Annotated in this window: 21 protein-coding genes; 13 read left to right on the forward strand and 8 right to left on the reverse strand. The window is 71.0% G+C overall.

Annotation, left to right across the window (positions count from 1 at the left end; translation table 11 throughout):
- The first annotated feature begins 4 nt into the window (after positions 1-4).
- Together FM051_RS21350 and FM051_RS21355 are read left to right on the forward strand one after the other, a co-directional pair.
- Positions 5-1,078, forward strand: a complete 1,074-nt coding sequence (locus tag FM051_RS21350) for an LLM class flavin-dependent oxidoreductase (RefSeq protein WP_158846055.1) — start codon at positions 5-7, stop codon at positions 1,076-1,078.
- A gap of 11 nt (positions 1,079-1,089) precedes the next feature.
- Complete coding sequence (locus tag FM051_RS21355) at positions 1,090-1,710, forward strand: FMN reductase (RefSeq protein ID WP_158846214.1); 621 nt, start codon at positions 1,090-1,092, stop codon at positions 1,708-1,710.
- 8 nt (positions 1,711-1,718) lie between these two features.
- Here FM051_RS21355 and FM051_RS21360 read toward each other — a convergent pair whose 3' ends face one another.
- Together FM051_RS21360 and FM051_RS21365 are read right to left on the reverse strand one after the other, a co-directional pair.
- Positions 1,719-2,333, reverse strand: coding sequence for a dihydrofolate reductase family protein (locus FM051_RS21360; RefSeq protein WP_158846057.1), 615 nt, complete (start codon positions 2,331-2,333; stop codon positions 1,719-1,721).
- A 153-nt stretch (positions 2,334-2,486) separates the two neighbouring features.
- Complete coding sequence (locus tag FM051_RS21365; protein WP_158846059.1) at positions 2,487-3,077, reverse strand: TetR/AcrR family transcriptional regulator; 591 nt, start codon at positions 3,075-3,077, stop codon at positions 2,487-2,489.
- Positions 3,078-3,230: 153 nt separating this feature from the next.
- Between FM051_RS21365 and FM051_RS21370 the strand changes: the two genes are divergently transcribed.
- The 6 genes from FM051_RS21370 to FM051_RS21395 all read left to right on the forward strand — a co-directional run bounded on the left by FM051_RS21370 (position 3,231) and on the right by FM051_RS21395 (position 9,141).
- Positions 3,231-4,169 carry an NmrA family NAD(P)-binding protein gene (locus tag FM051_RS21370; RefSeq protein ID WP_158846061.1) on the forward strand — a complete coding sequence of 313 codons (939 nt, stop codon included), beginning with the start codon at positions 3,231-3,233 and terminating at the stop codon, positions 4,167-4,169.
- Positions 4,170-4,294: 125 nt separating this feature from the next.
- Positions 4,295-5,422, forward strand: a complete 1,128-nt coding sequence (locus FM051_RS21375; protein WP_158846063.1) for an acyltransferase family protein — start codon at positions 4,295-4,297, stop codon at positions 5,420-5,422.
- 317 nt (positions 5,423-5,739) lie between these two features.
- Positions 5,740-6,603 (forward strand): ATP phosphoribosyltransferase, encoded by an 864-nt coding sequence (hisG, locus tag FM051_RS21380; protein ID WP_158846065.1) that lies wholly within the window; start codon positions 5,740-5,742, stop codon positions 6,601-6,603.
- A 148-nt stretch (positions 6,604-6,751) separates the two neighbouring features.
- A complete protein-coding gene (locus FM051_RS21385) occupies positions 6,752-7,300 on the forward strand; it encodes an NADPH-dependent FMN reductase (RefSeq protein WP_158846067.1) in 549 nt (182 codons plus the stop codon).
- 27 nt (positions 7,301-7,327) lie between these two features.
- Positions 7,328-8,302: an ATP-binding cassette domain-containing protein gene (locus tag FM051_RS21390; protein WP_158846068.1), complete on the forward strand. Its 975-nt coding sequence runs from the start codon at positions 7,328-7,330 to the stop codon at positions 8,300-8,302.
- Complete coding sequence (locus FM051_RS21395; protein WP_158846069.1) at positions 8,299-9,141, forward strand: ABC transporter permease; 843 nt, start codon at positions 8,299-8,301, stop codon at positions 9,139-9,141. The genes FM051_RS21390 and FM051_RS21395 overlap by 4 nt, the downstream gene beginning before the upstream one ends.
- A gap of 15 nt (positions 9,142-9,156) precedes the next feature.
- Here the strand turns inward: FM051_RS21395 and FM051_RS21400 are convergent, their stop codons facing one another.
- The gene (locus FM051_RS21400; RefSeq protein WP_158846070.1) at positions 9,157-12,156 is read right to left on the reverse strand and encodes an ATP-binding protein; all 3,000 of its coding nucleotides are present in this window, start codon (positions 12,154-12,156) and stop codon (positions 9,157-9,159) included.
- Positions 12,157-12,200: 44 nt separating this feature from the next.
- Positions 12,201-12,797: a TetR/AcrR family transcriptional regulator gene (locus FM051_RS21405; protein ID WP_158846071.1), complete on the reverse strand. Its 597-nt coding sequence runs from the start codon at positions 12,795-12,797 to the stop codon at positions 12,201-12,203.
- Between the two features lie 84 nt (positions 12,798-12,881).
- Here FM051_RS21405 and FM051_RS21410 point away from each other — a divergent pair, with 84 nt between their 5' ends.
- Positions 12,882-13,805, forward strand: a complete 924-nt coding sequence (locus FM051_RS21410) for an SDR family NAD(P)-dependent oxidoreductase (protein ID WP_158846072.1) — start codon at positions 12,882-12,884, stop codon at positions 13,803-13,805.
- Here FM051_RS21410 and FM051_RS21415 read toward each other — a convergent pair.
- The gene (locus FM051_RS21415) at positions 13,797-14,087 is read right to left on the reverse strand and encodes a hypothetical protein (protein WP_158846073.1); all 291 of its coding nucleotides are present in this window, start codon (positions 14,085-14,087) and stop codon (positions 13,797-13,799) included. The genes FM051_RS21410 and FM051_RS21415 overlap by 9 nt on opposite strands.
- A gap of 119 nt (positions 14,088-14,206) precedes the next feature.
- Here FM051_RS21415 and FM051_RS21420 point away from each other — a divergent pair, with 119 nt between their 5' ends.
- On the forward strand, positions 14,207-15,907 hold the full coding sequence (locus tag FM051_RS21420) for a glycosyl hydrolase (protein ID WP_158846074.1): 1,701 nt from the start codon (positions 14,207-14,209) through the stop codon (positions 15,905-15,907).
- On the opposite strand, the gene FM051_RS21425 is transcribed toward FM051_RS21420, so the two are convergent.
- The gene (locus FM051_RS21425) at positions 15,897-17,996 is read right to left on the reverse strand and encodes a putative bifunctional diguanylate cyclase/phosphodiesterase (RefSeq protein ID WP_158846075.1); all 2,100 of its coding nucleotides are present in this window, start codon (positions 17,994-17,996) and stop codon (positions 15,897-15,899) included. The genes FM051_RS21420 and FM051_RS21425 overlap by 11 nt on opposite strands.
- Before the next feature lies 1 nt (position 17,997).
- Positions 17,998-18,828 (reverse strand): SAM-dependent methyltransferase, encoded by an 831-nt coding sequence (locus FM051_RS21430; protein WP_158846077.1) that lies wholly within the window; start codon positions 18,826-18,828, stop codon positions 17,998-18,000.
- A 201-nt stretch (positions 18,829-19,029) separates the two neighbouring features.
- Between FM051_RS21430 and FM051_RS21435 the strand changes: the two genes are divergently transcribed.
- The 3 genes from FM051_RS21435 (at position 19,030) to FM051_RS21445 (ending at position 22,452) form a co-directional block, all read left to right on the forward strand.
- Complete coding sequence (locus FM051_RS21435) at positions 19,030-20,379, forward strand: cytochrome P450 (RefSeq protein WP_158846078.1); 1,350 nt, start codon at positions 19,030-19,032, stop codon at positions 20,377-20,379.
- 76 nt (positions 20,380-20,455) lie between these two features.
- Positions 20,456-21,457, forward strand: coding sequence for an alpha/beta hydrolase (locus FM051_RS21440; protein WP_158846080.1), 1,002 nt, complete (start codon positions 20,456-20,458; stop codon positions 21,455-21,457).
- Positions 21,458-21,576: 119 nt separating this feature from the next.
- Positions 21,577-22,452: a PD-(D/E)XK nuclease domain-containing protein gene (locus FM051_RS21445; RefSeq protein ID WP_158846082.1), complete on the forward strand. Its 876-nt coding sequence runs from the start codon at positions 21,577-21,579 to the stop codon at positions 22,450-22,452.
- A gap of 10 nt (positions 22,453-22,462) precedes the next feature.
- On the opposite strand, the gene FM051_RS21450 is transcribed toward FM051_RS21445, so the two are convergent.
- The gene (locus FM051_RS21450) at positions 22,463-22,855 is read right to left on the reverse strand and encodes an ATP-binding protein (protein ID WP_158846084.1); all 393 of its coding nucleotides are present in this window, start codon (positions 22,853-22,855) and stop codon (positions 22,463-22,465) included.
- Between the last annotated feature and the right edge of the window lie 160 nt (positions 22,856-23,015).

Here is a 23,015-nt window from a genome sequence, read left to right on the forward strand (position 1 = left end):
GGCCATGCAGTTCGGTGTGTTCACCGTCGGCGACGTGACGCCCGACCCCACCACGGGCCGGACGCCGACCGAGGCCGAGCGCATCAAGGCCATGGTCGCGATCGCGCTGAAGGCCGAAGAGGTCGGCCTGGACGTGTTCGCGACCGGCGAGCACCACAACCCGCCGTTCGTGCCGTCGTCGCCGACCACCATGCTCGGCTACATCGCGGCGCGCACGGAGCGGCTGATCCTCTCCACCGCGACCACGCTGATCACCACCAACGACCCGGTGAAGATCGCCGAAGACTACGCGATGCTCCAGCACCTGGCCGACGGCCGGGTCGACCTGATCATGGGTCGGGGCAACACCGGCCCGGTGTACCCGTGGTTCGGCAAGGACATCCGCGACGGCATCGACCTGGCGATCGAGAACTACGCGCTGCTGCACAAGCTGTGGCGTGAGGACGTCGTGGACTGGCAGGGCAAGCACCGCACGCCGCTGCAGTCGTTCACCTCGACGCCGCGCCCGCTCGACGACGTGCCGCCGTTCGTCTGGCACGGCTCGATCCGCAGCCCGCAGATCGCCGAGCAGGCCGCCTACTACGGCGACGGTTTCTTCGCCAACCACATCTTCTGGCCCAAGGAGCACTTCCAGCGGCTGATCACCTTCTACCGCGAGCGCTACGAGCACTACGGGCACGGTGCCGCGCACCAGGCGATCGTCGGACTCGGCGGTCAGGTCTTCATGCGCCGCAACTCGCAGGACGCGGTCCGCGAGTTCCGGCCGTACTTCGACAACGCCCCGGTGTACGGGCACGGCCCGTCGCTGGAGGAGTTCACCTCGCAGACCCCGCTGACCGTCGGCAGCCCGCAGGAGGTCGTCGACAAGACGCTCACCTTCCGCGAGCACTTCGGCGACTACCAGCGGCAGCTGTTCCTGATGGACCACGCCGGCCTGCCGTTGAAGACGGTGCTGGAGCAGTTGGACTTCCTCGGCGAGATCGTGCCGACGCTGCGCCGCGAGTTCGCGGTCGGCCGACCGGCGGACGTGCCGGACGCGCCCACCCACGCGTCGCTGCTGAAGGCGGACGTCCGATGACCGCCGGCCCGATGACGACCCTGGCGGTTGTGCACGCGGGGCTCGGCTCGCCGTCGTCGACCCAGCTGTTGGCGACCCGGCTGGCGGAGGCCACCCGGCAGGAGGTGGCACGGCGGGGCGGGCCCGACCTGGAGGTGCGCTCGGTGCACCTCCGGGACGTCGCGCGGGACGTCGCGGACAACCTCGTCACCGGGTTCCCGAGCGCACGGCTGCGCGAGGTGGTGGAGTCGGTGGTCGGCGCGGACGCGCTGATCGCGGTGACGCCCACGTTCAACGCGTCCTACAGCGGCCTGTTCAAGTCGTTCGTGGACGTGCTGGAGCCGGAGTCGTTGGCGGGCAAGCCGGTGCTGATCGGCGCGACCGGCGGCACCGAGCGCCACTCGCTGGTGCTCGACCACGCGTTGCGCCCGCTGTTCGCCTACATGCGGTCGATCGTCGTGCCGACCGGTGTGTACGCCGCGTCGTCCGACTGGGGCGCGGAAGGACTGCCCGGCCGCATCGACCGGGCCGCCGGCGAGCTGACCGACCTGCTCGTCGGCCGGTCGCCCGCACGTCCGGCCTCCGCACCTGCCTCCCTCTCCGTTTCCGTCGACGGGTTCGTGCCGTTCGACCAGTTGCTCGCCGGTCGGTGAACGGCTAGTTAGTCGTCGAGACCGATGTAGCCGTATTCGGGCTTCCCGGTCGGCTCGCAGGTGAGGAGCGTCGCGCCGCTGCCGGTCGTGCGGCTGTCCACCAGCCGCATGCCGGTGGGCGGCGTGCCCTCCCGGAACAGGCGCTTGCCCGCGCCCAGCACCACCGGGACCACCCACAGCCGGTACTCGTCGACCAGGCCGTGCGCGATCAACGTCTGGAGCAGCTCGCCGCTGCCGTGCACCTGCAGCTCACGGCCCGGCCGCGCCTTCAGCTCCTGAACCTGCCCGACCACGTCGGTGAGCACGGTCGTGCCCGCCCACTCCGGATCGGTCAACGTGGTCGAGGCGACGTACTTCGGCAGGGCGTTGAGGTTGGTCGCGACCGGGTCGTCCGGGGCGTCCACGCGCGGCCAGTACCCGGCGAAGATGTCGTACGTGCGGCGGCCCAGGAGGAACGCGTCGGCCCGGCCGAACCGTTCGCCGACGATCGCGTTCAGGTCGTCGTCCACGAACGGCGCCATCCAGCCGCCCGATTCGAACCCGCCGTCGCGGTCCTCGTCGGGACCGCCGGGACCCTGCACCACGCCGTCCAGGGTGAGGAACGTCGTCACGGTGAGTCGCATCTCGTGCTCCTTCGTCTCGTGCCTTCACCAGTGAGACGAACAGGAAACCGCCGGATCGACAGGTCCGCAGGAAAAGGTCGATCGCGGCGCCGAGTCCGGGTGCACGCCGCGTCGTCCGACCGCGTTGCGCCAACGGCACTGCTCTCGGTGCTGTCAGCGACCTCGTGACCCGGAGCCGCCGTCGTCGTGCCCGGTCAGCCTCGCGACGAGGTCGACGGCCACCTCGCCGGCCCGTTCACCACCGGGGTGCGCCGCGCTCGCGTACATGCCCTCGATGACGAGCCAGATCTGGTCGGCCAGCACGTCCGGTCGCGGGCTGCCGGTCTGCCGGGTCAGGGCGGCGACCTGCGCGCGCACGTCCGCCAGGTGGTCGGCGGCGAACCGGCCCACCTGGTGGTCGGGGAACTCCGTGAAGCAGTTGCGGAAGGCGCAGCCCCGGTAGCCGACCTCGTTCACCTGGGCGGCGGCCACCTCGGTGATCGCCACCAGCTGTGCCGCCGGGTTGCCCGCGTGCGGCGCGATCGCCTGCTCGACCTGCTCGGCCCAGGCCGCGCGGAACCGGGCGAGGTAGGCGACGACCAACGCGTCCTTGCCGGGGAACTCCCGGTAGAGCAGGTTCTTCCCGCAGCCGCACTCGTCGACGATCCGCTGCATGCCGACCGCGCGGACCCCGTGCTCGGTGAAGAGCCGCGCCGCTGTGTCCAGAATCCGGTCCCTGGTGCCCGGCGCCGGCTGACGTGCCATCCCTGCCTCCCGCCGCGAGTTTAACGGACCATTCGGTCCGTTCGGCCTTGACGCGGCCTCCGTCATGCCCGCAAGATTGGCGGACCGATCGGTCCCGGACCGATCGGTCCCCTTCTTTGAGGGGATCGGAAGACGTTTCGAGGGGATCAGAAGATGTCAGCACCCAGCGTGCTCGTGCTCGGCGCCACCGGTCTGACCGGTGGGGCGGTGGTGAACCGGCTGCTCGACGCGCACCGCGGCGGCGAACTGCGGCTGATCGCGGCGGTCCGCCGCCCGGAGGCCGCGGCGGCGTTCGCGGAGCAGGGGATCGAGGTGCGGCACATCGACCTCGACGCGGCCGAGCGGCACGGGTCGGACCCGGTCGTCGCGGAGCTGCGGGGCGTGCGGCGGGTGTTCCTGGCATCCGGCTACGACGTGCGGATGCTCGCACAGGCGAAGGTCGCGATCGACGCGGCCCGGCTCGCCGGCGTCGACCACGTCGTCCGCCTCGGGGTGCACGCCGCACCGGAGACCACGGTCGTCCACTTCGGCTGGCACCAGCTGGTCGACGCCTACCTGGAGCGGTCCGGGCTCGGCTACACCCACCTCCGGCCGACCGCGTTCATGCAGAACCTCCTGATGCCGGCGATGAGCGACGTGGCGTCGGCCGTGCTCACCCACTACATCGGCGACGCCGCGACCAGCTGGGTGGACACCGAGGACATCGCCGAGGTCGCGTCGGTCGTGCTGCGCTCGCCCGCGGACCACCACGGGCGGAGCTACGAGTTGGGCACCGAGGTCGCCACGATCGGCGAGATCGGTGCGTTGCTCTCGGAGCTGACCGGACGGGACTGGCGGTACGAGCCGAAGGGACCGGCGGAGTTCTTCACGGCGATGACGGCGGCCGGCGCGGACCCGGTGTACATGGACTGCGTGCGCAACGTCTTCGAGCGAACGGGAGAGGGCTCCCTGTCGGAGGTGGCGGACACGTTCGACACCGTCGAGCGGGTCGCCGGGCGGGCGGCCACCTCACTGAGGAGCTTCCTCTCGCGCCACCGCCGGCACTTCCAGCCGGCGCCGCACGCGAACCCACGTCGATTCCCGGCAGCGTGAGCCCGAGCCGACCGGTGTCCGCCCCGAAAACCCCAACCGGGCGAACGTCACCAGACCGATGACGACATCCCCCGGCACGGGCGATCTCGCAGGTCATTTCGGTCTTCCGGCGTTACCTTGGGAGGATGGCCGCAGAGGTGGGGCAGCGGTCCCGGCTGGCCGCGGTGGACAACCTGAAGGTGCTGCTCGTCGCCTGGGTGATCGGCGGGCACGCGCTCCTCGGGTACTCGGCGGTGGGCGGGTGGCCGTACGACGAGGTCAACGAAGTCACCTTCGAGCCGCGCGTCGAGGCCGTGCTCGCCGCGGTCCTCGGCCCGTCCGGTCTGTTCCTGATGGGCACCTTCTACCTCCTGTCCGGCCTGTTCACGCCGGGTTCGCTGGCGCGCAAGGGAACCGGCCGGTTCATCGGCGAACGACTGGTGCGGCTGGGCACCCCGTTCGCGCTGTCGGCACTGCTGGTGTGGCCGCTGACGCTCTGGGTGGCCTACCAGGCCGCCGGGCACGACGTCACACCGTGGTGGGTGTTCACGCACCGTGACCCGCTGCTCGACTCCGGCTCGCTGTGGTTCGTGGAGATCCTGCTGCTGTTCTCCATCGCCTACGCGCTGTTCGGCCGGCCGAAGCCGACCGCGCTCGTGCTGACCGGCGGCCACCTCGCGGCGATCACGGTCGGTGTCGTGGTGAGCACGTTCGTGGTGCGGCTGTGGGTGCCGGCGCGCAGCGGGCAGATCGGCGACCTGCACATCTGGTGGTGGCCCCAGCTGATCGCGATGTTCGGCCTCGGCATCGCGGGCGCCAGGTCGGGCCTCGCGCAGCGGGTGCCGGAACGGATGTGGCGGGGCAGCCGGATGGCCGCGGTGCTGACCATCCTGGCCGTGCCGGTGGTCGCGGTCGTCCTGGGCGCGTCGGACCTGGCGGGCCAGGCGGACCGGTTCCTCGGCGGCTGGCGGTGGGAGGCGCTGCTGCTCGCCGTGGTGGAGGCGGTGCTCGTGGTCGGCGGGTCGGTGTGGCTGCTCGGCTGGGCGCAGCGACGGCTGACCGGGCACGGTCCGCTCGCCGCGGCGCTGTCCAGGGGCGCGTTCGCCGCGTTCTGCATCCAGGGGCCGGTGTTGATCGTGCTCGCGGTGGCGGCCCGGCCGTTGCCGTTCCCGGCCGAGGTGAAGGCGTTCCTGGTGGCCGGGGCGGCGATCGTGGCGTCGTTCGCGGCGGGCTGGGCGTTGACCAGCCGAACCCGCGTCGGCCGTATTTTCTAGATCGCGGCTGTCGACCCGCCACGACGACGTAGAGGCCGCAGCCGACGAGGGCGGCGCAGGGCGGTGGCGATGGACGTCGGCATGACCGACGTTCTCGTCGGGTTGAAACGAATGGCAGGCCGCTCTTGGAGGGCATTAAATGTCCACTCGAATTCGGTACAAATAGACGTGCCGTTCGATGTCGGACGTCACCTGTTCAGGTAGTGGGAAGCCCGGATGGGTGATGTGAGCGGCGACACCGCGTGGTTTCCACACCGTGGGACACCAGGGCATACCCGAGACGGGGAGGGGCCGTGGCGTGTGGGAGACTGCCCGTCATGGCTCCTCTTCGCTTCGCCCTGCCCAACAAGGGCTCGTTGAGTGCTCCCGCGGCGCAAATGCTGGCCGAAGCGGGTTACCGGGTGAACAGGTCCGGCCGTGAGCTGATCGTGGCGGACCCCGCAAATGATGTGCAGTTCTTTTTCCTGCGGCCCCGCGACATCGCGGTGTACGTGGGCGAGGGGTCGTTGGACGTCGGCATCACCGGTCGTGATCTGCTGCTCGATTCCACCGTGTCCGCGAAGGAAATCCTGCCCCTCGGCTTCGGCCGGGCGTCGTTCTACTTCGCGTCGAAGCCCGGCGGCATCAGCGACGCCCCCGGCCTGGAGGGCAAGCGGATCGCGACCAGCTACCCGAACCTGGTCGAGCACCACCTGGCCGACCTCGGCATCAAGGCGCACCTCGTGCGGCTCGACGGCGCGGTGGAGACCGCCGTGGAACTCGGCGTGGCCGACGCGATCGCCGACGTGGTGGAAACCGGCATCACGCTGAAGACCTCGGGCCTGGAGACGTTCGGCTCGCCGATCCTCAAGTCCGAGGCCGTGCTGATCCAGGGCGACACCGTGGCCGACAACGGCGACTCGGTGCGCGCGGTCGAGATCCTGCACCGCCGGCTCCAGGGCGTGCTGATCGCCCGCCGCTACGTGATCCTCGACTTCGACTGCCCGGTGGAGGCGCAGGAGGAGGCCTTCAAGCTGGTGCCGGGCATCGAGTCGCCCACCGTCTCGCCGCTGGCCCGCGAAGGCTGGGTGGCCGTCCGCTCGCTCGTGCCGCGCGACGACGCCCCGTTCATCATGGACGAGCTGTGGCGCGTCGGCGCCCGCGCCATCCTGGTCAGCTCCCTGGACACCTGCCGCATCTAGCAACGACCGCCGCATCCGGCGCAGCACACCCCGGACTCCACGTTCCGGCACGTCACGGCGTGCGGGACCGTGGAGTCCGTCGTCTGTCGGGTCGCTAGATCCGGTCTAGCGGGCCATCTCGCGCCTTCTCCGTGAGAGGAGGTGGCAGATGCAGCCGCTGCACATCGCCGTGATCATCGGCAGCACCCGCCAGGGACGCGTCGGCGACGACATCGGCCGGTGGATCACCGGGGTCGCGGCACAGCGCGTCGACGTCGAGCCGGTCGTGGTCGACCTGGCCGACTACGACTTCCCGCCGTGCTACCCGGAGCGTGCGACGCCGGAGATGAGGCGGTTCACCGGCCAGGTGGCGGACGCGGACGGGTTCGTCGTCGTCACGCCCGAGTACAACCGCAGCTTCCCCGCCTCCCTCAAGCAGGCCATCGACTACGCCTACGACGAGTGGCACGCCAAGCCCGCGGGGTTCGTCTCCTACGGCTACCGCTCCGAGGGCTTCCACGCGGTGGAACAGCTCCGAACAGTTTTCACCGAGCTGCACGTCATGACTATGCGCACCGGTGTCGGCGTGAACCTGCTCGCCGACGAACCGCTCGACTCCGAGCACCGCGTGCGCGCCGCGGAGGCGATGTTCGACCAGCTCACCTGGTGGGCGTCGGCACTGAGGGAAGCCCGCACCCGACGCCCCTACGTCTCCTGACCTGTATCCATTCCACGAGGGGAAACCATGAACGCCATCGAAACGTCGGGCCTGGTCAAGGTCTTCGGCGACACCCGCGCGGTGGACGGCGTCGACCTGACCGTGCCCGCCGGGACGGTGTACGGCCTGCTCGGCCCGAACGGCGCGGGCAAGACCACGACGGTCCGCATGCTCGCCACCCTGCTACGACCCGACGACGGGGAGGCGCGGGTGTTCGGTCACGACGTGCGCGCCGATCCGAACGCGGTGCGCCGACTCGTCAGCCTGACCGGCCAGTACGCCTCGGTGGACGAGGACCTGACCGGCACCGAGAACCTGGTCCTGCTGGGCAGGCTCCTCGGCCACACCCGCGCACACGCCCGCGACCGGGCCGCGCAGCTGCTGGAGGCGTTCGGGCTGACCGACGCGGCGGCCAAGCAGGTCAAGCACTACTCGGGCGGTATGCGCCGCCGGTTGGACATCGCGGCCAGCATCCTCAACACGCCGAAGCTGCTGTTCCTGGACGAGCCGACCACCGGCCTGGACCCGCGCAGCCGCAACCAGGTGTGGGACATCGTCCGCGCGGTCGTCGCGCACGGCACCACCGTGCTGCTGACCACGCAGTACCTGGACGAGGCCGACCAGCTCGCGTCCCGCATCGCGGTGATCGACCACGGCAAGGTCATCGCCGAGGGCACCAAGGGCGAGCTGAAGGCGTCCGTCGGTGTCGGCGCGGTGCACCTGCGGCTGCGTGACGCCGACCAGCGGTCGCGGGCGCAGCAGGTGCTGACCCGCGCGCTGGAGTGCGACGTGCTGCTCGACTCCGACCCGGTCGCGCTGACCGCGCGGCTGACCGGCCGGGCCACCGAGCAGGCCGCCGAGGCGCTGGCCCAACTCGCCCGCGAGGGCATCACCGTCGACACGTTCTCCCTCGGCCAGCCCAGCCTGGACGAGGTCTTCCTGGCCCTCACCGACAAGTCCGGCAAGTCCGACACGTCCGACAAGAAGGAGGCGGCGGCGTGACCGTCACCAAGGAACCCGAACTCCTGCCCGCGCCCAAGGCGGAGGACTTGGCGGCGGTGCTGCTGGAGACCGTGCAGCCGACCCGCCCGAGCGCGTTGTCCGCGTCGATGACGTTCGGCTGGCGCGCGGTGCTCAAGATCAAGCACGTGCCGGAGCAGCTGTTCGACGTCACCGCGTTCCCGATCATGATGATCCTGATGTTCACCTACCTGTTCGGTGGTGCGCTCGCGGGCTCGCCGGGGGAGTACATCCAGTACCTGGTGCCCGGCATCACGGTGACCAGCGTCGTGATGATCACCATGTACACGGGTGTCGCGGTGAACACCGACATCGAGAAGGGCGTGTTCGACCGGTTCCGCACGCTGCCGATCTGGCGGCCCGCGCCGATGGTCGGGTACATCCTGGGCGACCTGCTGCGGTACGTGCTGGCGTCGCTCACCATCATGATCGTCGGCCTGATCCTCGGGTTCCGGCCCGAGGGCGGGTTCGTCGGGGTCGTGCTCGGCGTGGCGGTGCTGGTGGCGTTCTCGTTCGCGTTCTCCTGGATCTGGACGATGTTCGGCCTGCTGATGCGCAGCGAGAAGTCCGTGATGGGCGTGAGCATGCTGGTGCTGTTCCCGCTGACGTTCCTGTCCAACGTCTACGTCGACCCGGCCACCATGCCCGGTTGGCTCCAGGCGTTCGTCAACGTCAACCCGATCAGCACGCTGGTGGCGGCGGTGCGGTCGCTGATGGCGGGCGGCTTCGACGGCAACGCGATGCTGTGGACGCTCGGCTACGGCCTGGTGTTCACCGCCGTGTTCGGCGCCCTGACCATGCGCCTGTACAACCGGAAGTGATGCTCCGGGAACGAACTAGAGCCTGAAGCGCTCGTGTCCTGAGTAGACGCACGTCGCCCCGGTCGACACGGTCTCCCGCAGGTGGGCCGCGAGATCGGGGTGGCGTTCGTCCAGTTTCCGCAGGGTGTCGCGGATCCGGGCGGTGACGGCCTTGCGGGCGCGTTCGGCTTCGTCGCCCAGCCTCCGCGTGCGGCCGGCCAGGCCGGCTGCCGCGCGCAGTTCCTCCAGCAACGCCGCCCGTTCGCGGTCGAGCTCGGCGGCCCGGTCGTCGTCGAACGCCCGGTCGATCTCCTCGTCCAGCCGCGCCAGCCGCCGCCGGTACCGGGCCTTGGCCTCGTCGTCCAGCACCGGGTCGCCGCCCAACCGCGCGGACGCCACCGCCTCCGGCGCGAGCAACGACACCGCGGCGACCGGCTCGCCCGGAGCGCTCAGCAGCACGTGCAGGTCGCGCAGCCCTTTCGAGTCCGGCATCCGCACGGTGACCCCGCGGTACGACAGCGCCCACACGTCATCGTCGCGGCGGAACTCGTCGGCGGGCCGTTCGTCGGCCGACGGTCGCAGGCCCGACGTGGCCGCGTCCCGCGCGACGGACGCCACCAGGTCCGCCGCCGGAGACCCCTGCGCGTGCAACGCCTCCGCGAGGTGACGGCGCGCCCGCACGGCCCACGGCCGGGCCCGCATCAGCTCCGCCGACCGCTGCGCCGCGGTCAACTCCTCGACCGCCTCGGCGCACCGGCCCAACGCCAGGTCGACCACGCCGAGCCACAGGTCGACCGGCCCGCTGATATCGCAGCCGTACAGCGACACCAGCCACTTGCCCCGGTGCGGCGCCAACCGCTCGCGCACCCGTGCGGCCAGTTCACGATCACCCGCGGCGAGCGCGAACTGGGCGTGGAACCGCAGCCACAACGGCTCGAACACCGGCAAGACCCGGTCGTCCTGGACGGGCTGCTCCAGGTAACGCCGCGCGGTGGCCACGTCACCGCGTTCGAGCGCGGTGAGGCCGGCCGGCAGACCGGCGCACGGGTGGGTGCTCGCGGCGATCTCGGTCGCCAACTGGTCCAGCCCGTCGAACAGCCCCTGCGGCAACATCAGCGCCCACCGCAGGTGCAGGTACATCATCCGGAACGCGGTGTGCGTGCCCGCGCCCATCTCGGTCGCCTCGGCCAGGAACGCGTCGGCCTCCGCGTACCGGCCCTGCATGGTGGCGATGATGGCCTGGTCGATGGCCGCCGAGAAGTTGAACCTGCTCATGCCCAGCCGCTCGGACAACGCCACGAACGTGTGCAGCTGGTCGAGGTAGCGCGGATCGCCCAGCTCCACCAACGCCACCCACCGGAACGAGGTGGCGAAGTGCTCGGCGGTGTGGTCGCCGCTGCGCCGTGACACGGTGATCAGCTCGTCGGTCAACGCCAGCCGCTGCTCGGCGTTGCCGATGCCGGCCGCGGTGTCGTGCATCGACCACAGGCCCGAAGCCAACGCGTCGTCGTCGCCACCACCCCGCGCCGCCTCGGTGGCGTGCAGGCTCATCTCCCGCGCGAGCACTTCCGGCGGCAGGTCCGAAGGCGGCCCGATCAGCCGGGCGTACGCCTCGCGCAGCACGTCGGCGGCCGCGCTCTCGACATCGGCGAACCGGTAGACCGCCAAGGCGACCCGGGCGAACGGTCCGGGGTCCTCCAGCTCACGCGCCAGCGCCGCCGCCTCCGCGAAAGTCCGCTGCGCCTCGGCGGGCCCGCCGCAGTGGACCAACTCGTGGCCCAGCTCCAACGCGACCGCGATCCGCCGCCTGTCGCCCTGCGCGCGCTCCAACGCCCGGCGGTAGTGCCCGACGGCCTCCTCGACCGCCATCCGACGGCTCGCGTCCCGTGCCGCCGCCACGATCAGGTCCACCGCGCGGTCGGCGGGCAGGAGGTCGCCCGCCAGGTGCGCGTGCCGGGCCAGGTCGGCGGGGAACACCTCGTCGGCCAGGTCGCCGTCCAGCGCGCGCACCACGGCCGCGTGCCGTGCGTCCACATCGGACAGCGACGCGTACAGCGTCTCGCGCACCAGATCGTGCGCGAAGGAGAACCGGCCACCGCCCAAGCCCAGCACCAGCCTGGCCTGCGCGGCCTGGTCGAGCAGCCGGTCCACCGCCGGTACCGGCAGCGCCGCCGTGGCGGCCAGCACCTTCCGCTGGAACTCGCGCCCGAGCACGGCGGCCGTGGTCAGCAGGTCGCCGACCGGCCTCGGCAGCAGCGACAACCGCCGGTGCAACGCGTCGCGCACGCCGGGGGCGATCGCGGTCACCGGGCCGCCGCCGTGCCACAGCCGTGCGGTCTGCTCGACGAAGAACGGGTTGCCGCCGGTGCGCAGGTGCACCTCGGCGACCAGGTCCGACGCCGGCTTGCGTCCGGCCGTGCGTGACATCAACTCGCCGACCTCGGCCGGCGCCAGACCCGTCAACGCGACCGTGACAGCCCGGCTGAGCAACGGAGTCATCAACGGCCGCAGCGGGTGGTCCTCGGCATCGCGGTAGGTGCCGACCAGCAGCACCCGTTCGAACCACGTGTGCTGCGCGGCGAACTCCAGCAGCTTCAACGACGCCGGGTCGGCCCAGTGCAGGTCCTCCAGCACGACCACCACCGGCCGGTCGTGCGACACGGCGACCAGCGCCGTCGTCACCGCGTCGTACAGCGGGAAGCTCTCCGGCGTGTGCTCCGACGGCGCCTCGCCGAGCAGCACCGCCAACGGCCCCCGGTCGACCTCCGCCCACTCCTCGGGCGTGACGGCCCGGCGCAACGCCCGGATCACCTGCACCCACGGCCAGTAGCCGGGCGCGCTGTCGGAATCCCAGCACGACCCGCCGAGCACCAGCGCGCCCTGCCGACGCGCGTCCTCGGCCGCGCCGGTCACCAACGTGGTCTTGCCGATCCCGGCCTCGCCGGCGACCAGCACGAGCCCGCCGTGGCTCCGGGTGGCGCGGTCGATCTCGGCGCGCAGCACCCCGGCTGGATGATCCCGTCCGATGAGTCGCATGGCAGGGTGAAACCTAACCCACCCGTCCGACACCCGACCGGCGATCAGGCGATGTGGGGCGAGGCCAATTCGCTCAGCTGTGCGAACGCGGCGTCCACCGCGCCGGGCAGCGCGGCCGGGTCGCCGCCCGCGATGTCCTGCCCCGCGTGGAAGCACGCCAACGCGATCTGCGGCGCGAGCGCGGCCACCACAGGAGGCGCCCCGCGTTCGCGCAGCGTGGTGCGGAAGACCTCGGCGAGCCGGGCGAACTTCCGGGCCGCCCGGTCGCGCAGCTCCGGGTTGTCGTCCAGCAGCTTCGCGTGCGCCCGGTAGTGCTCCTCGTTCGCGGTGAACTCGTGGCACAGCTCCAGCACCACCGTGCGGATCTGCGCCACGGCCTCCGCCAGCTCCGTGACCGGCGGTTGGGCCTGGTGCCGCTCGGCCAGCTCCTCCAGCAGCAGCTGCTCGTCGGAGAAGACGACCTCCTGCTTGTCGCCGAAGTAGCGGAAGAACGTGGTGCGGCCGACCTCGGCCCGCTTGGCGATGTCGGCGACCGTCACGTCGGCGAACCCGCGTTCGGCGAACAGCGCGAACGCCGCCTCCACGATCTGCTCCCGCGCGCGCTGCTGCTTGCGCTCGCGCAGCGGCATCCGTCCCGACATGGGCTCAGCATAGCCGTCCGGTACTAAGTCCGGTACGGTACTGAGTACCAGTTAGTACGACGTACCACTCGAATCGGGGAGACCATGGGCACGACACTGATGACCGGCGCGAGTCGAGGGCTCGGCCGCGAGGCCGCCGAACACCTCCTGCGCCACCACCCGGACCGCCACCTGCTCGTGTTCAACCGCAGGCCGGGACTGGCGGCCGAACTGGCCGACCGGACGGGCAACCGCAACGTCTCGGAGGTGGTGTGCGACCTGGCGTCGTTCGCCGACATCCGCCGGGCGGTGTCCGAAGTGGACGGACCGCTCGACGGGTTCCTGGGCAACGCGGGCCTGCAGATGGCGTCGACGCGCAAGGTCACCGCCGACGGCGTGGAGATGACCTTCGGGGTCAACGTGCTGGCCTACCACCTGCTGCTGAACCTGCTCATGCCGCGCTTCACGAATCCCGCCCGGATCATCGTGGTCGGCAGCGACGTGCACGACAGCTCCCACAACAGCATGGGCCTCATCCCGGCGCCGCGGTGGGACGACCCCCGCAAGCTGGCCGAGCCGGGGGAGGACACCGGCGTCGCGGGCAGGCGCGCGTACGCCACCAGCAAGCTCGGCGTGGTCTACCTCGTCCACGCCCTCCAGCGCCGCCTGCCCGAAGGCGTGGACGTCTACTCCTACAACCCCGGTTTCGTGCCCGGCACGGGCCTGGCGCGTGACGCCGACCGGTTCAGCCGGGCCGTGTTCCGCGTCGTCGGCTCCGCCCTGCTCGCCCTGCCGTTCGCCACCAGTCCGGCCAAGGCCGGTCGGCTGCTCGCGGAGGCGATGACGGGGCCTCGTCCCGGTGACGGCGGTTCCTACATCAGCCGGGGCAAGGTGATCCCGTCATCGCCCGAGTCCTACGACGAGCGACGCGAGGAGGAACTGTGGGCCGCCGCCGACGACCTGTGTGGCATCTCGTCGGACAGCATCCCGTCGGACGGCATCACGCGCACGCCACACCGTTCAGCGTGAACCCGCTGGGCGCGGTGGACGACTCGGCTGCGGCGGGCCTTGGTGGTTGCCCGCGGTGATGGTGAAGTCGGTGTCCGAGGCGCTGATGCGCTGACCGTCGTTCGCGCCCCACTCGTTGTTCTGGACGACGTGCCGGCCGCCCTGGATCTTCGTGGTGCCGTACCTCTCGCAGATGGTGGTCGCCGCGGCGGCCTGGGGCGGGCTGAGGGCCATGGCCAATCCGGCCACCAATCCGGCGACCGCCAACGCCGTGGCGGCCAGTCGGGGAACTCGGGGATGCATCGACGAACAACTCCTTTGTTGTGCGTGTCGTGCGGCCTATGCTCTCTGGGAGCGCTCCCAGAACGTACTGGGAGCGAGGCCGGCGCCCCTACCAACGACGGTGAAGGGACAAAGACGACGTGAGGTTGTTGCTGCTCGTCTCGCTGATAGCCCTGACTCTCGCCCCACCAGCGGCAGCCGCCGCGCCCGGTGACTGGATCGAGGCCGAGGACGGCGCGCTGTCCGGCGTCGTGGTCGAGACGACCGTCGAGGGCTTCTCCGGAACCGGTTACGTCAGCGGGTTCGACGAGGCCGCGGACAACGTCACCATCACCATCCCGGACAGCCCCGGCGGCCTGCACGACCTCACGATCTTCTACGCCACCCCGTACGGCGCGAAGACGGCGTCACTGTCGCTCAACGGCAGCGGACTCGGCGACATCTCGTTCCCCGAGCACCCGACGTTCACGTCCATCCCCGCCGGCAAGGTGCTGCTGCGCGAGGGCGACAACACCATCACCATCACCAACAACTGGGGCTGGTACCTGATCGACGCGATCAAGGTGACGCCCAGCGCGCCCCGACCGCCGCACCAGGTCACCGGCGCGCTCACCGACCCGGCCGCGACCTCCGCGGCCAAGGGCCTCATGCGCTACCTGGCCGCGAACTACGGCGAGAACACCCTGTCCGGCCAGCAGGACCAGCCGAGCATCGACTGGGTCGAGCAGAACATCGGCAAGGCGCCCGCGATCGGCGGCTACGACCTGATGGACTACTCGCCGAGCCGGGTCGAGCGCGGCACCGTCGGCCGGGACGTCGACCACGCCGTCGCCTACGACCGGCGCGGCGGCATCGTCACCCTGGCCTGGCACTGGAACGCGCCGAGCGGTCTGATCGACCAGCCGGGCAAGGAGTGGTGGCGCGGCTTCTACACCGACGCGACCACGTTCGACGTGGCCGCCGCGCTGGCCGACCCGACGTCCGAGGACTACCGGCTGCTGATCCGGGACGTGGACGCGATCGCGGTGCAGCTCAAGCGGCTCGCGGACGCCAAGGTGCCGGTGCTGTGGCGACCGCTGCACGAGGCCGAGGGGGGCTGGTTCTGGTGGGGCGCCAAGGGACCCGGCCCGGCCAAGGAGCTGTACCGGCTGATGCACCAGCGCCTGGTCGGCCACCACGGTCTGCACAACTTGATCTGGGTGTGGAACTCCGTCGCGCCCGAGTGGTACCCCGGTGACGACGTCGTCGACGTGGTCAGCATGGACTCCTACCCGCCGACCGGCGACCACGGTCCGGTGATCGGTCCGTACGAGCGGCTGGTCGAGCTGGGCGGCGACCGCAAGCTGGTGGCGCTGGGCGAGGTCGGCTCCATCCCGGACCCGGAGCTGGTGCGCGCCTACGAGGCCCGCTGGAGCTGGTTCGTCACCTGGTCGGGCTCGTTCATCCAGGACGGCGTGGTCAACCCGCGCGACTTCGTGCAACGCGTCTACAACGACCCGCACGTGATCACCCTCGACGAACTGCCCGACTTCAAGACGACCCGAGGCGACTGCACGGCCACGATGCGGGTCGTCGCGCAGTGGGGCAGCGGGTTCCACGCCGAGGTCACCGTGCGCCACCAGGAGAACTCGCCGTCCAACGGCTGGCAGGTGTTCTGGCCGATGGGCCCCGGTCAGCACATCCGGCACGTCTGGGGCGCGACCGTCTTCAGCGACGGCAAGACCGCGACCGCGAGGAACCTGTCGTGGAACGCGGGGATCAAGCCTGGGGAGAGCACCACGTTCGGGTTCCTGGCCGACGGCCTCCCGAACGCGTCCGTCTTCACCTGCACTATCGGGTGATCGCGTCCGGTGGGCCGGCGGGAGCGAACAGGGGACCGGACGCGGTGTCCGCACCCACTTCCCGCCACCACCGGGCCTGTTCGGGTGTCGTGACGCCGGCGGCGGTCAAGCCGACGCCGGCGTCACGCACCACCTCCAGCACCCCGGCCAACGCCCGCGCCACCGCCGAGTCCGGCTCCGCGGCGGCGGACTGCGTCATCCGCACCGCCCGCACCGGCAGGCCGTCCAGCAGGCGCACCAGGTCGCCGGGCGCGGCGGTGAACTCCTCCAGTTCGACGCCGACCTCGTCCTCGGCCAGGTACTGCAGGTTGTCGGCCACCTCACCGCGATCGCCGAACAGCGCCTGAGCCGGCGCGCCCAACCGCAGCGACGACGGCGGCAGCCCGGTGTCGGACAGCACCTCGCGCACCACGCCGAGCAGGTCCGGGTCCGCCGCCTGGCTCGGTGTCAACGCCCACCGCACCGGCAGGTCGCGGCGCAGCTCCCGCCGCCACGCCCGCGCCTGCTCGCACGCGACCCGCAGCGCCCACGTGCCCAGCGGCACGATCAGCCCGGTGTCCTCGGCCAACGCCAGGCACTGCTCGTGCGGCAACGCGCCCAACTTCGGGTGGTCCCACCGCAACAACACCTCGGCCGACTCGACCTGCCGGTCCGACAGCCGCACCACCGGCCGGTACAGCACCTGGATCTCGCCGTTCTCCCACGCGCCGGGCATGGTCGCGGCCAGGCTGAACGTGCGCCGGTCGCGGCCGTCCTGCGCCCGGTCGGCCAGCTCCCACTGCCTGCGCCCGTTGCCCTTGGCGCGCCGCAACGTCAGGTCGGCCGAGTCGAGCAGGGCCGCCGGCGTCGAATCGCGCGGCGGCCGGTGCACCACGCCGATCGTCGCCGACACCGCCACCCGGTTGCCGTCGGAGTGGAACGGCGCGGACAGCACGTCGTTGATCCGCCGGATCATCGTCACCACGTCCGGCGTGGTCTGCTTGTTCTCCACCAGGATCGCGAACTCGTCGTGGCCGAACCGGGCCACCATCGCGTTCTCCTCGGCCACCACCGCCTGCAGCCGACCGGCGACGATCTTGAGCACGTGGTCGCCGACCGCGCGGCCGAGGCCGCCGGTGAAGCGGGAGAAGCCGTCCAGGTCGAGGTGGAACACGCTGACGCCGGTGCCCGGGTCCGCGGTGCGCAGCGCCTGCTCCAGCCTGCTGGTGAAGTACTGCCGGTTCGGCAGCCTGGTCAGCACGTCGTGCAGCGCCTGGTGGTTGAGCTGGCCCTGCAGCAGGTTGACGTCCGTCGCGTCCTCGGCGAGCACCATCACCTGCGCCGGGCCCTCGATGCGGCGCAGCGGCGACAGCGTGAGCGTCACCCAGGCCCGCTCGCCGTCGGCGCGCAGCAGCCGGCGCGGCTGGGTGATCGACGCCGTGCCGCCTTCGGTCAGCTGCGCGAAATCGGTCCGCAACGCGGTCCGGTCCTCCGGGTGCACCAGGTCGAACAGCGACATCCCGGTCACCTCGGCCGGCTGCCGGTCCACGATCCGGGCCAGCGCGCCGTTGGACCGCACCAGCCTGCCGTCCAGGCCGGCGGTCGCGATACCGGTGGACAGGTGCTCCTCCAGCAGTTCGAACCTGAGCTCGCTGGCCTGGAGTTCCGCCTGGGCCTGGCGCATCGCCTTGTACAGCGAGCGGCCCAGCTGTTCCTGCTGGGCCAGCGTGGACGCCCTGATCCGGTCCACGAACCCGGCCGCGAGCGAGGCGATCACGTCGACCACGCGTTCGCGCAGCTTGTCCGGCGGCGCGAGCGAGGACATGCCGAGCAGGCCCTTGCTCACGATCTCCACCGACACCTGGAGGCTCTCGGCCGACGTGCAGTTCAGCGCGACCAGCGCGTCGCCGACCTCCCGGCCCGCGCGCTGCGCCAGCGCCTCGGACACCACCCCGGCGCACAGCCGTTCCACGAATCCGAGCAGCTGCCGCTCCAACTCGGCGCCGGCCATCGGGATGAACGTCTTCGAGCTGAGCAGGTAGGCCCACTTCTTCGCGAGCTTGGTGCGGGCGCGCAGCCCGTCCGCGTCCTGGGGGAGCGGGGCGGTCATCTCAGCGGCCTCCGATCACCGGCTTGCGCCCCACACCCGCCCAGACCTGTGTGTTGTCCTCGGCCGTGTCCGCGATGTCGCCGACGCCGCCCGGCCGCCACAGCGCGTGGCCCACCACGCCGGGCTCGACCAGCTCGTAGCCGTCGAACAGCTCCGTCACCTCGGCGTGCGTGCGGTACACCAGGTTGTCCTTCGACTTGCTCTCCCGGACGGTGTCCGCGGCCCGGCGCATGGTCTCCGCCCGGTCGTCCGCCGTGGCGTGCGAGATCACCATGAAGCTGCCCGGCGCCAGCCGGTCGCCGTAGCGGGCCAACAGCTTGCCCGGCTCCTCCTCCGGTCTGACGAAGTGCACGACCAGCAGCAGGAGCAGCGCGATCGGCTCGTCGAAGTCCAGCAGCCCGGTCACCTCGGGCCGGCTCAGCACGTCCTCCGGCTCCCGCAGGTCCGCCTGCACGGCCGTGGTGTTCTCGTCGTCGGCCAGGATCAGCCGGCTGTGCGCGATGGCCACCGGGTCCTTGTCGACGTAGACCACCCGGCAGCCCGGGGCGACCTCCTGCGCGATCTCGTGCACGTTGCCCACGGTGGGGATGCCCGACCCGATGTCGAGGAACTGCCGGACACCGCGCTCGGCGAGGTAGGTGACCGCGCGGCGCAGGAACGACCGGTTCAACCGGACCAGGTCCCGCGCACCGGGCAGGACCTGGAGCATCTGGTCGCCCATCGCCCGGTCGACGGCGAGGTTGTGCGCACCGCCGAGCAGGTAATCGTAGGTCCTGGCCACGCTAGGCACGGTGATGTCGATGCCTTCGGGTACCCAGTCAAGGTCGCTCATGGCGTACTCCGTGGGCTTTCGAGCTTCGGGGTCGGGGAGTGAACTATGACATCCAACAGTCCGGGTGCCACCGGCACCAGCGGATCCAACAACTTAACTCTAATGCGCGATCCCGCAGAGGTCCGAACGGCGCATAGAGTGCACGCCGTCAATCACTTGCCCACTTGCCCGAGCACTGCTGGAGCCTAGGAGCGGCACTCGATGACCGCCAGTCAGAATACCAGCGACACGGGAAGACATGAGGTTCCCACGGTTCCCGGCCGATTACCCGTCCTCGGCCACACCGCCGCCTTGCTGCGGCAACGTCTCAGGTTCACCGCCGATCTGCGGTTGCACGGCCCGGTCGTCCGCGTCTTCCTGGGCAGCCTCCCGCTGCACTTCGTCACCACGGCCGAATTGGCCCACCAGGTGCTGACCGGTGAGACCGAGAAGTTCGACAAGGGCATCTTTGTCGACAAACTGCGGCGCGCGTTCGGGAACGGGCTGGTCAGCACCAATGGCGATTTGTACCGCAGGCAACGTCGGATGATCCAGCCCGCGTTCCACCGCCGCCCGCTCACCCGGTATTCGGAGACGATGACCGCACTGGCCGCCGACCTGGCGGATTCCTGGTGGAATGGACAAACCGTCCGGTTGGACCGGGTGATGCAGGACCTGGCCATCTCCGTGGTCGGCCGCACGCTGTTCTCCGCCGATTTCGGGCCCGAGGTGAGCGCGGAGATCCGGGCGCACACCCCGACGTTGATCCGGCTGGGCGTGGTGCGCGCGCTGTCGCCGCCCGGCCTGGAGAAGCTGCCGATCCCGGCGAACCGCCGCTTCGACGAGGCCATCGCGCACGTGCACCGGGTCGTGGACGACGTGGTCGACTCCTCCCGCGGCGACCGGGACGACCTGCTGTCCGTGCTGCTGAACGCGCGCGACGAGGACACCGGCGAGCCGATGGGCAGGCGGCAGATCCGCGACGAGGTCGTCACCCTGCTCACCGCGGGCACCGAGACCACCGGGATCGCCCTGGCCTGGCTGTTCCACGAACTGGCCCGCAACCCCGCGGTGGAGCGGAAGGTGCACGCCGAGGTGGACGACGTGCTCGCCGGCCGTGCCGCGACGGTCGACGACGTCCGCCGGCTGCCGTACCTCCAGCGCGTGATCACGGAGGTGCTGCGGGTGTACCCGCTGTGGCTCACGCTCCGGCGCACCAACACCGACGTGGCGCTGGGCGACGTGCGGGTGCCCGCGGGCACCGAGGTCGGCTTCAGCCCGCACGCCCTGCACCACGACCCGCGCTACCACGACGAACCGGCGCGCTTCGACCCCGACCGGTGGCTGCCCGAACGTGCCGCCGCCGTGCCCAAGGGCGCCTACGTGCCGTTCGCGGGCGGCCTGCACCACTGCCCCGGCCACGCGTTCGCGCACATGGAGATCGCGATCGTCGCGGCCACCCTCGCGGCCCGCTGGCGGCTCGTGCCCGTGCCGGGGAAACCCGTGCGCCCCAAGGTGATCGGCCTGCTGTACCCGAACCGGCTGCCGATGACCGCCCACTCGCGTCCCTGAACGACCGGTTGCCCGATGGCCGGTTCCGATGATCCGTTCGATCCGTTCCCCTCGATGATGATGGAGGTCGTCCTTCTTGCGGTACTCACTCGCCGTCGGCCTGGTGGCGCTCGTGGTGGCGTCGTCGCTGACGTCCGCGTCCGCCTCGGCAGGTGCCACGTGTCGTGACGTCGACGCGCCGGTGACCGTCCTCGGTCACCGCGAAGTCGTGCACGGCACGCTGTGCACGCCGGCCGCCGGCGCCGCCACTGTCCAGGTGCTCGTCCCGGGCGCCACCTACAACAGCTCCTACTGGGACTTCCCCGACGGGAAGCACTCCTTCCGCGCCGCGCAGAACGCGGCCGGGTTCGCCACGTTCGTCGTCGACCGGCTCGGCACCGGTCGCAGCTCGCGGCCGTTGGCCGTGACGCTGACCGCGTTCGTCCAGGCCGACGCCATGCACCAGGTCGTGCAGGGCCTGCGGTCCGGCGCGTACGGGCCCAGGTTCAGCCGGGTCGTCATCGGCGGCCACTCGCTCGGCGCGGCGATCAGCGCCGTGGAGGCCGGCACCTACCAGGACGTCGACGGCGTGCTGCTGACCGGCATGACGCACCGGGTCAACCCGTCGGGCGTGGCGGCGGCGTTCGCGAACTTCCGCCCGGCCAACCTCGACCGCAAGTTCGGCCCGCTCTACCCGCTGGGCTACCTGACCACCGCGCCCGGCACCCGGTACGACAGCTTCCACGCGCCCGGCCCGTCGGCACCGGACGTGCTGGAGCTCGAGGAGTCCACAAAGGACGTCTTCTCCCCGACCGAGGCCGCCGACGGGCTCGGCGTGGCCGTGCTGCTGCCGTACAGCCTGCTGATCAACGTGCCGGTCATGGCCGCCGTGGGCAGCCAGGACGCGGCGGTGTGCGGCCCGCTCGCCACGGACTGCTCGACGTCCGCGACGCTCCAGGCGGCCGAGGCGCCGTACTTCCGCGCGCCGCTGCGGACGTACGCGCTCCCCGGCTACGGTCACTCGATCAACCTCGCGCCCAACGCGCGGGACTACTACTCGGCGGTCTCCTCCTGGGTCTTGGAGGAGGTGGGCCGCTGACCGGTGGTGCGGGGTCCGCTCGCGCCGCGGACCCCGCACCACCGCTTCCGCCGACCACCGGCCGAACCACGCGGAACAGGGGTGATCGAAGCGGTGGTGCGCGGCGGTAGAGTTCGCCGGTGCGGACCCGTTCGGCGAAATTGGATGAGCTGATCTCCGGCGTGTCGTCGCTGGACGAGTTGGCGCGGCGGGTCCAGGTCGACGACCTCGACGCGGGCGCGGCGGCGGCGAAGGCGCTGGTGGAGGCCTACGACGCGTGGTTCGCCGAGTGCCTGGCGGTGCTGCCGGAGGACCTGCGGGAGAAGTTCCGCTTCGAGTACGAGGGCCACGTGCCCGGCCTCAAGTACCGGATCAAGCACTTCCTCCACGAGCCGCTGCGGCCCCGGCCCAGATTTTTCGGCGGTGGCGGCAAACCCAGTTCCTACAAGGGCATCCTGGGCTATTGGCAGCACCCCTACAAAGACCGCTTCCGCGGCCCGATCGACACCCAGAAGCAGCTGCTGCTGGAAGCGCGGGCCAGGGCGAACACCGAGGTCACGCCGCCGGTCGACGCGCTCGACCTGCTGGAACGCCTGGCGCGACGCCTGCCGCACGCCTACACGGTGCTGGCGTCCCCCGGCAGGCGGCCGGTGGAGATCCACGACGAGTACGACGTCCAGCGGATCCTGCACGCGGTCGCCGTGCTGCACTTCGACGACGTCCGCGCGGAGGAGGCCACGCCGTCGATGGCCGGCGCGTCGTCCCGGCTCGACTTCCTGCTCCGGGAGGAGCGGATCGCGATCGAGACGAAGTTCATGCGGCCGAGCCTGAGCGAGAAGAAGGTCCGGGAGGAACTGGCCAACGACATCGTCTACTTCCGCGCCCACCCGGCCGTCGGCTCGCTCTTCGTCTACGTCTACGACCCCCAACGCACGATCCGCAACCCCCGCGGTTTCGAACGCGACCTCGCGTCCGCCGGTGGTGACCTGCCGGTCCGGGCCGTGATCGCGACCTGACCGGCCCGCGTCACCTCGTCGGAACCTCCGCCCACACGACCTTGCGGTCGACGTGGTGGTCGAACCCCCAGCGCACCGACAACCGGTTGACCAGCAACAACCCGTTGCCCAACGACGGGTCGTCGGCTCTGCCGAGCACGGGCAGCAGGCTGGGACTGCGGTCCTCGACCTCGACCCGCACGACCCGCCGGTCGTCCACCCGGTACAGCCGCACCCGCCACGGCCCCTCGGCGTGCCGACGCGCGTTGCCCACCAGTTCGGCGGCGATCAACACGAGGTCGGCGACGCGCTGCTCGTCCACTTCGTAGGCAACCTGCCTCACCCAAACGCTGATGCCGTCCAGCGAAGGGATGCCCCCCAGCTCCAGGTCGAGCCCGTCATCAGGCAGCTCCACCATGTTCATGGCACGCTCCTCCAGCACCCTGTCCGCTCAAGGCGCAAGCAGGAGATAACCGTTCGGCGGACGGCCCAAACCACATCTTCCGACACATCCTCGGGCCGACACGTGCTGACGGTGTGTAGCGAACTCGCCACCTCCGGCCGGCGCACTCGGTAGGCTGGCA

Source organism: Saccharothrix deserti (genome assembly GCF_009769385.1).
Lineage (GTDB): Bacteria > Actinomycetota > Actinomycetes > Mycobacteriales > Pseudonocardiaceae > Actinosynnema > Actinosynnema deserti.

Bases quoted from the DNA above. Each gene is read 5' to 3' on its own strand.
- FM051_RS21350 (WP_158846055.1), top strand. From the start codon at position 5: ATGCAGTTCGGTGTGTTCACCGTCGGCGACGTGACGCCCGACCCCACC.
- FM051_RS21355 (WP_158846214.1), top strand. From the start codon at position 1,090: ATGACGACCCTGGCGGTTGTGCACGCGGGGCTCGGCTCGCCGTCGTCG.
- FM051_RS21360 (WP_158846057.1), bottom strand. From the start codon at position 2,333: ATGCGACTCACCGTGACGACGTTCCTCACCCTGGACGGCGTGGTGCAG.
- FM051_RS21365 (WP_158846059.1), bottom strand. From the start codon at position 3,077: ATGGCACGTCAGCCGGCGCCGGGCACCAGGGACCGGATTCTGGACACA.
- FM051_RS21370 (WP_158846061.1), top strand. From the start codon at position 3,231: ATGTCAGCACCCAGCGTGCTCGTGCTCGGCGCCACCGGTCTGACCGGT.
- FM051_RS21375 (WP_158846063.1), top strand. From the start codon at position 4,295: ATGGCCGCAGAGGTGGGGCAGCGGTCCCGGCTGGCCGCGGTGGACAAC.
- hisG (WP_158846065.1), top strand. From the start codon at position 5,740: ATGGCTCCTCTTCGCTTCGCCCTGCCCAACAAGGGCTCGTTGAGTGCT.
- FM051_RS21385 (WP_158846067.1), top strand. From the start codon at position 6,752: ATGCAGCCGCTGCACATCGCCGTGATCATCGGCAGCACCCGCCAGGGA.
- FM051_RS21390 (WP_158846068.1), top strand. From the start codon at position 7,328: ATGAACGCCATCGAAACGTCGGGCCTGGTCAAGGTCTTCGGCGACACC.
- FM051_RS21400 (WP_158846070.1), bottom strand. From the start codon at position 12,156: ATGCGACTCATCGGACGGGATCATCCAGCCGGGGTGCTGCGCGCCGAG.
- FM051_RS21405 (WP_158846071.1), bottom strand. From the start codon at position 12,797: ATGTCGGGACGGATGCCGCTGCGCGAGCGCAAGCAGCAGCGCGCGCGG.
- FM051_RS21410 (WP_158846072.1), top strand. From the start codon at position 12,882: ATGGGCACGACACTGATGACCGGCGCGAGTCGAGGGCTCGGCCGCGAG.
- FM051_RS21415 (WP_158846073.1), bottom strand. From the start codon at position 14,087: ATGCATCCCCGAGTTCCCCGACTGGCCGCCACGGCGTTGGCGGTCGCC.
- FM051_RS21425 (WP_158846075.1), bottom strand. From the start codon at position 17,996: ATGACCGCCCCGCTCCCCCAGGACGCGGACGGGCTGCGCGCCCGCACC.
- FM051_RS21430 (WP_158846077.1), bottom strand. From the start codon at position 18,828: ATGAGCGACCTTGACTGGGTACCCGAAGGCATCGACATCACCGTGCCT.
- FM051_RS21435 (WP_158846078.1), top strand. From the start codon at position 19,030: ATGACCGCCAGTCAGAATACCAGCGACACGGGAAGACATGAGGTTCCC.
- FM051_RS21450 (WP_158846084.1), bottom strand. From the start codon at position 22,855: ATGAACATGGTGGAGCTGCCTGATGACGGGCTCGACCTGGAGCTGGGG.